This window comes from Bradyrhizobium sp. Crot121 (genome assembly GCF_059512385.1).
Genome location: NZ_JCAMOR010000165.1, coordinates 1 through 5,836 on the forward strand (window position 1 = coordinate 1; position 5,836 = coordinate 5,836).

Sequence of the window (5,836 nt, forward strand, 5' to 3'; positions counted from 1 at the left end):
CTGCTCACGCAACGCTCGACCGAAGGGGATATCGGCAACTGGCTGGCTGCGATGATCGCGCGTCGCGCGATCGAGCCAAATCACCTCTGGGAAGACCTCGGATTGCGCAATCGTGGCGAATTATCCCGCCTCTTAAGCCGCCATTTCGCGCCGCTCGCCGCGCGCAATGTCAACAATATGCGCTGGAAGCGGTTCTTCTATCGCATGCTGTGCGAGGGCGACGGCCTTGTGATGTGCACGACACCGGTGTGCACGCAATGTAAGGACTTCAACCGCTGCTTTGGCGATGAAAGTGGCGAGAGCCGGATGGCTGAGCGCCGGCGTGACGTTCTGTTGCGGGCGGCTAACCCGGACGCCGCCAGCATCTGGCCTATGTGAGCAACACGGGATGGATCGTCCGTTGGCCAGACTTCCAACCGATGACCGCGCGGATCGCGCTGGCTTCGACGAGGTGCAGGTGGATACGACCTGCGCCCAATTCAGCAGGCAATGTCCCGACGCCGGCTGGAAGGATATGTTGCTCAAGGCCGGGCTGCGCCCGACGCGCCGGCGCGTGATCTTAAGCGAGTTGTTGTTTGCCAGGGGCGAGCGGCATGTCACCGCAGAGATGTTATTTGCCGAGGCGCGTGAGACCGGCTTTCCGGTCTCACAGTCTACCGTCTACAAGACTTTGAACCAGTTCACGCGAGCCGGCCTATCGGGTCGGATCCGTGTTGACGGTTCGCGATCATTTTTTGACACCAACACCACGCCGCATCCGCATTATTATCTGGGCGGCGACGATATCCTGCTCAACGGTCCCGATGCGAATCCCCTGCTTGTGAATGTTCCCGTGCCGCTGCCGGCCACGCAGTCTCGCGCGTCGATCTGATCATCCATCTGGGTCGCAAGCCGAGTTGATGCCAAGCGATCGCGCCCTGAGATAAGCCGACGCGTCGACTTTGCCACGCTGTCGCGTTTGCGACAACCCGGCTGAGCCAAAAACTGTGTGCTTGTTCAACAGCTTGGGGCGGGTGCCGGCGTGGCATGCGGGTTGCTGAAGCCTTGCTTTGCCAAAGACAACAAGGAGCTTCGCATGATCGCCGCCGCCTCTGCCAAACCGTCATGGTCCGAGACGGCATCGGGAAGTCCGATCGTGCTCAACGATACGACACTGCGCGACGGCGAACAGGCGCCTGGCGTTGCCTTCACCACCGACGAAAAGGTGGCGATCGCGCGGGCGCTGGCGCGGGCCGGCGTTACCGAGATCGAAGCCGGGACGCCGGGGATGGGCGGTGAAGAGATCGCCGCCATCCGCGCCATCGTTGAGGCCGGTCTCCCGCTCACCATCATCGGCTGGTGCCGGATGCGTGAAGCCGATGTCGATGCGGCGATCGAGGCCAAGGTGTCGATGGTCAATGTCTCGATTCCGGCATCTGACGTGCAGATTGCCGCCAAGCTTAGCGGTGACCGCGAGCTGGCGCTAGAGCAGGTGAGGCGGGTGGTCAGTTACGCCCGCGAGCGGGGGCTTGAGGTCGCCGTCGGCGGCGAAGACTCCTCCCGCGCTGACGTCGATTTTCTCATCACGCTGATCGCCATCGCAAAAGCCGCGGGCGCACGGCGCTTTCGCATTGCCGATACGCTCAGTGTGCTTGATCCCGACTCCACCTATGCGCTGATCGCGCGTTTGCGCGCGACCACCGATCTCGAGCTCGAATTTCACGGCCATGACGATCTCGGGCTCGCAACCGCCAATACGCTCGCCGCCATCAAGGGGGGCGCGAGCCACGCCTCGGTGACCGTCATAGGGCTCGGCGAGCGAGCGGGCAATGCGCCGCTGGAAGAAGTCGCCGTCGCGCTCAAACAGCTCTACGGGCGCGCCACCGGCATCGTGCTGCCGGAGCTCGAGAACGTCGCCGCGGTAGTGGCAGCCGCGGCTGCACGTGCAATTCCTCTGAACAAGGCCATCGTCAGGGAGCATGTGTTCACCCATGAATCCGGCATTCATGTGCATGGCTTATTGCAGGATCAACGCACCTATCAGTGGCTCGACCCCCATTTGCTTGGTCGGTTCAATCATATTGTGATCGGCAAGCATTCCGGGCTGTCCGCGATCACGACGCTCCTTGACGAGTTGCAGCTCGCCGCCAGCTCCGAGGAGACAAAACAGATCCTCTCGCGGGTGCGAAAACAAGCCACCGAGCACAAGCGGCCGGTGGCGCGCGAGACGGTGGTGGCGATCTGGCGCGACATCCGCGAGCGCTCGTTGACAAATTGCGCGTGAGGCGGGCCATGGTCCGGCACCATTACGGCCGATCACTTCGAAACCGTGGGCGCGCCGCGGAAATCCTCGCTGCTCGCACTGATGCGCCAACGCATAGTCTACGTAGGCAATATAGAGCGCCGCGTGCGCGAAGCAGCGTCGCAAGAAGTGACCAGCCTGTGCTGCGTCCCGACCACCGGCCGGAGGGCCTAACCCAAAGGAAAGTTTCGATGAGCAACAAACAGAGGGCAGCCAGCATCCTGGATCGGCTCAACAAGGCCTCGTCGGCTGAAGATTTTTTTGCGCTGCTTGGCGTCGACTACGACCCCAAGATCGTCAATGTCGCGCGCCTGCATATCTTAAGGCGCATGGGGCAATATCTCGCCAAGGAACAATTCGAAGGTAGCGCAGAGGCGGAGGTCACGGCGCGGTGCAAGGCGGTGCTGGAGCAGGCTTATGCCGATTTCGTGGCGTCCTCGCCGATCGATCAGCGGGTGTTCAAGGTCTTGAAGGATGCGGTCGCCGAGCCCAAGAAACCGGCGGCCTTCGTGCCGTTGAGCTCGCTGAAATAGCCTCATGTATCAGTTCAGATCTGCCTGCATGTCGGTGCGGTGTGTTGTGCCATTCGCCTTCCTCCAGATCAACTCTCTACAGCAACGCGCGAAGCCACGCTGTCGCCTTCCCGACGTATGGGCGGATTGTATTGTCTGCGATGCTAACTGACCCCTCATCAATTTTTCTCAAGTCATTGATCGGAGCTCTGATTTTCGATCGCGTGCAACTGGTACGACACTTGCTGTTCTCCGGCCAAGTCCGTCATTGGCGCCGGCGTACACAGAATTGTTGCCGTCCGAGATGAGATTTGGAGAAAGACCAATCATGTTACCGTTACTGCTCGCCGCTTGCGCCGGCGTCATCTTGTGGCTCACGCTCGCGTTAATGCCGTTCGAACTTATCTTTGACGCCGTTGAGGCTGGGATTGACCGGGCGTTGGCCGCTAATGGGTAACTCGCGTTTCCACGCTACCTCTGGAGAAGGCATGCACAGTATCGTTTCCATCAAGCAGGTTCCCGATTTCGCGCAGATCGGCGTCAATCCCCTTACCAACACGATCTTGCGTCAGGGTCGGCGAGTATCGTCAAACAAGACGCCTTGTTTGCGCGCGAGGCCGCGCGCTTATTGCGTGAAAAGTTCTCCAGTAAGATCACCGCGCTCACCAGGCTCGATGTGTAGCGCCGCGCCGAACGCGGCGCGTCGATGTTGCGCACAGAGCTGCCGTGCCTTGCCAACCATGCCGGAAGCGAGCCAGATTTGCCGCGGTCTCATAACCGACGCCCTGCGCGCGCCGCTGGGGCCAGTTGTGAAATGGAGCGAGCAGGAGGCCAGCGTCGAGAACATCTCGAAATGCGGCGTGCGCGGCTCGCCGATCATAGTCAAGCGTGTCTTTGCGCCTTCGCCACAAACCGAGAGGAGGCGGATGGGAGCCACGAAGCAGCCGACCGAGTTGCTGATGAAAGCCATCTTGAAGGGCCGACCCAAGCTAGAAACCGGTCTTGTGGCGCAGGCGCGCGGGTTGTGAGGGGGACAAGGCTATGAGCAACATCACCACAGCTCCTACGCCGGTCGCGGGCGGCCGCGCAGGAGCGAAAAGAGAATTGCCGGAGCACTTTAAGGCCTACAAGCATATCTGGGTCTTCGTCGAGCAGGAGCGCGGCCAGGTGCATCCAGTCTCCTGGGAACTCATGGGTGCGGGCCGCAAGCTTGCCGACAAGCTGAAGGTCGATCTCGCTGCGGTTGTTATCGGCCCGGAGGGCGAGGCCGCGCGTAACGCCGCGCTCGAGTCCTTCTGCTACGGCGCCGACCTAGCCTATCTCGTGAGCGAGAATGTGCTGTCGGAGTATCGCAACGAGTCCCACACGAAGGCGCTGACCGATCTCGTCAACACCTATAAGCCAGAGATCCTGCTGTTGGGCGCAACCACGCTCGGTCGCGATCTTGCGGGCTCGGTAGCCACCACCCTACTGACGGGTCTCACCGCCGACTGCACCGAGCTCGATGTCGACGCGGATGGTTCGCTTGCGGCCACGCGTCCAACATTTGGCGGATCGCTGCTTTGCACGATCTACACTTTGAATTACCGGCCGCAGATGGCAACCGTCCGCCCGCGCGTGATGCCGATGCCAGAGCGCCTCGCGCGCGATGCCGCCCGCATTATCATCCATCCGCTCCGCCTGCTCGAAGAAGACATCGTCACCAAGGTGCTATCCTTCATGCCGGACCGTGATTCGGCCAAATCCAATCTTGCCTACGCCGACGCCGTCGTCGCCGGCGGGCTGGGGCTGGGCTCGCCGGAGAGTTTCCAGCTGGTACGACAGCTCGCCGACGTGCTCGGCGCGGAATATGGCTGTTCGCGGCCGCTGGTACAAAAGGGCTGGGTCAGCTCCGACCGGCAGATCGGCCAGACCGGCAAGACCATCCGGCCGAAGCTCTATATTGCCGCAGGTATTTCCGGCGCGATCCAGCATCGGGTCGGCGTAGAGGGCGCAGATCTGATCGTTGCCATCAATACCGACAAGAACGCACCGATCTTCGACTTCGCCCACATCGGCATCGTCAATGACGCTATGCACTTGTTACCCGCGCTGACGGCCGCTTTTCGTGCACGGCTTTCGCCGCATTCGCGCGACCGGATCGCGAGCTAGAGGAGGTTGTTATGATCGAGGAGAAGTTCGATGCAATCGTGGTCGGCGCCGGCATGTCGGGCAACGCGGCGGCGCTGGCCATGGCCAAACGCGGCATGAAGGTGCTACAGCTCGAGCGCGGTGAATATGCTGGATCGAAGAATGTCCAGGGCGCAATCCTCTACGCCGACATGCTGGAAAAACTAATCCCGGACTTCCGCGACGACGCTCCGCTCGAACGTCATCTCGTCGAGCAACGGTTCTGGATGATGGACGATCGCTCGCATGTCGGCGTGCACTACCGCTCCGAGGACTTCAACGAGGAGCGGCCGAACCGGTACACGATCATCCGTGCGCAGTTCGACAAATGGTTCTCCTCGAAAGTGCGCGAGGCCGGCGCGACCGTGCTGTGCGAGACCACGGTCACTGAGCTGGTACGGGACGCCAATGGGAAAGTCATCGGTGTTCGTACAGATCGTCGCGACGGCGAAATCCACGCAGATGTCGTGGTACTGGCCGAAGGCGTTAATGGCCTGCTCGGTACGCGTGCGCGCCTGCGCGAGCGGCCCAAGCCCGACAAGGTGGCACTCGCGGTTAAGGAAATGCACTTCTTGCCGCGTGAGACCATCGAGGCCCGTTTCAATCTCAAGGGCGACGAAGGCGTCGTTGTCGAAGCGGCCGGCACCATTTCTTGCGGCATGACAGGGATGGGCTTCATCTATGCCAATAAAGAATGCATATCGATCGGCATCGGCTGTATCGTCGCCGACTTTCAGAGCACTGCAGAGACGCCATATGGGCTGCTCGATCGCTTCAAGCGTCATCCATCCGTGGCGCCCCTGATCGAGGGCTCGGAGGTCAAGGAATATTCTGCGCACCTCATCCCTGAAGGTGGCTACAAGGCAATCCCGCA

General features: G+C 61.2%; 6 protein-coding genes and 1 pseudogene. All 7 read left to right on the plus strand.

Features of this window, described 5'->3' with window-relative positions; genetic code table 11:
• A partial coding sequence (locus AC5ZGW_RS45155; RefSeq protein ID WP_496114134.1) for a nitrogen fixation protein NifQ occupies window positions 1–378 on the plus strand: 378 nt, incomplete at its 5' end.
• A 22-nt stretch (window positions 379–400) separates the two neighbouring features.
• The gene (locus tag AC5ZGW_RS45160; protein WP_165421516.1) at window positions 401–871 is read left to right on the plus strand and encodes a Fur family transcriptional regulator; all 471 of its coding nucleotides are present in this window, start codon (window positions 401–403) and stop codon (window positions 869–871) included.
• A gap of 204 nt (window positions 872–1,075) precedes the next feature.
• A complete protein-coding gene (gene nifV / locus AC5ZGW_RS45165) occupies window positions 1,076–2,263 on the plus strand; it encodes a homocitrate synthase (RefSeq protein ID WP_130231406.1) in 1,188 nt (395 codons plus the stop codon).
• Window positions 2,264–2,472: 209 nt separating this feature from the next.
• Window positions 2,473–2,814, plus strand: coding sequence for a nitrogenase stabilizing/protective protein NifW (gene nifW, locus AC5ZGW_RS45170; RefSeq protein WP_028169330.1), 342 nt, complete (start codon window positions 2,473–2,475; stop codon window positions 2,812–2,814).
• A 467-nt stretch (window positions 2,815–3,281) separates the two neighbouring features.
• Window positions 3,282–3,821, plus strand: a pseudogene (locus AC5ZGW_RS45175) (hypothetical protein).
• Between the two features lie 13 nt (window positions 3,822–3,834).
• Entirely contained in the window at window positions 3,835–4,944 is a 1,110-nt protein-coding gene (locus AC5ZGW_RS45180; protein ID WP_130231408.1) for an electron transfer flavoprotein subunit alpha/FixB family protein, read from the plus strand.
• Between the two features lie 11 nt (window positions 4,945–4,955).
• A partial coding sequence (locus AC5ZGW_RS45185) for an FAD-dependent oxidoreductase (protein WP_464349817.1) occupies window positions 4,956–5,836 on the plus strand: 881 nt, incomplete at its 3' end.

Excerpts from the sequence above, each read along its gene's own strand:
- nifV (WP_130231406.1), top strand. The coding sequence starts at position 1,076 with ATGATCGCCGCCGCCTCTGCCAAACCGTCATGGTCCGAGACGGCATCG.
- nifW (WP_028169330.1), top strand. The coding sequence starts at position 2,473 with ATGAGCAACAAACAGAGGGCAGCCAGCATCCTGGATCGGCTCAACAAG.
- AC5ZGW_RS45180 (WP_130231408.1), top strand. The coding sequence starts at position 3,835 with ATGAGCAACATCACCACAGCTCCTACGCCGGTCGCGGGCGGCCGCGCA.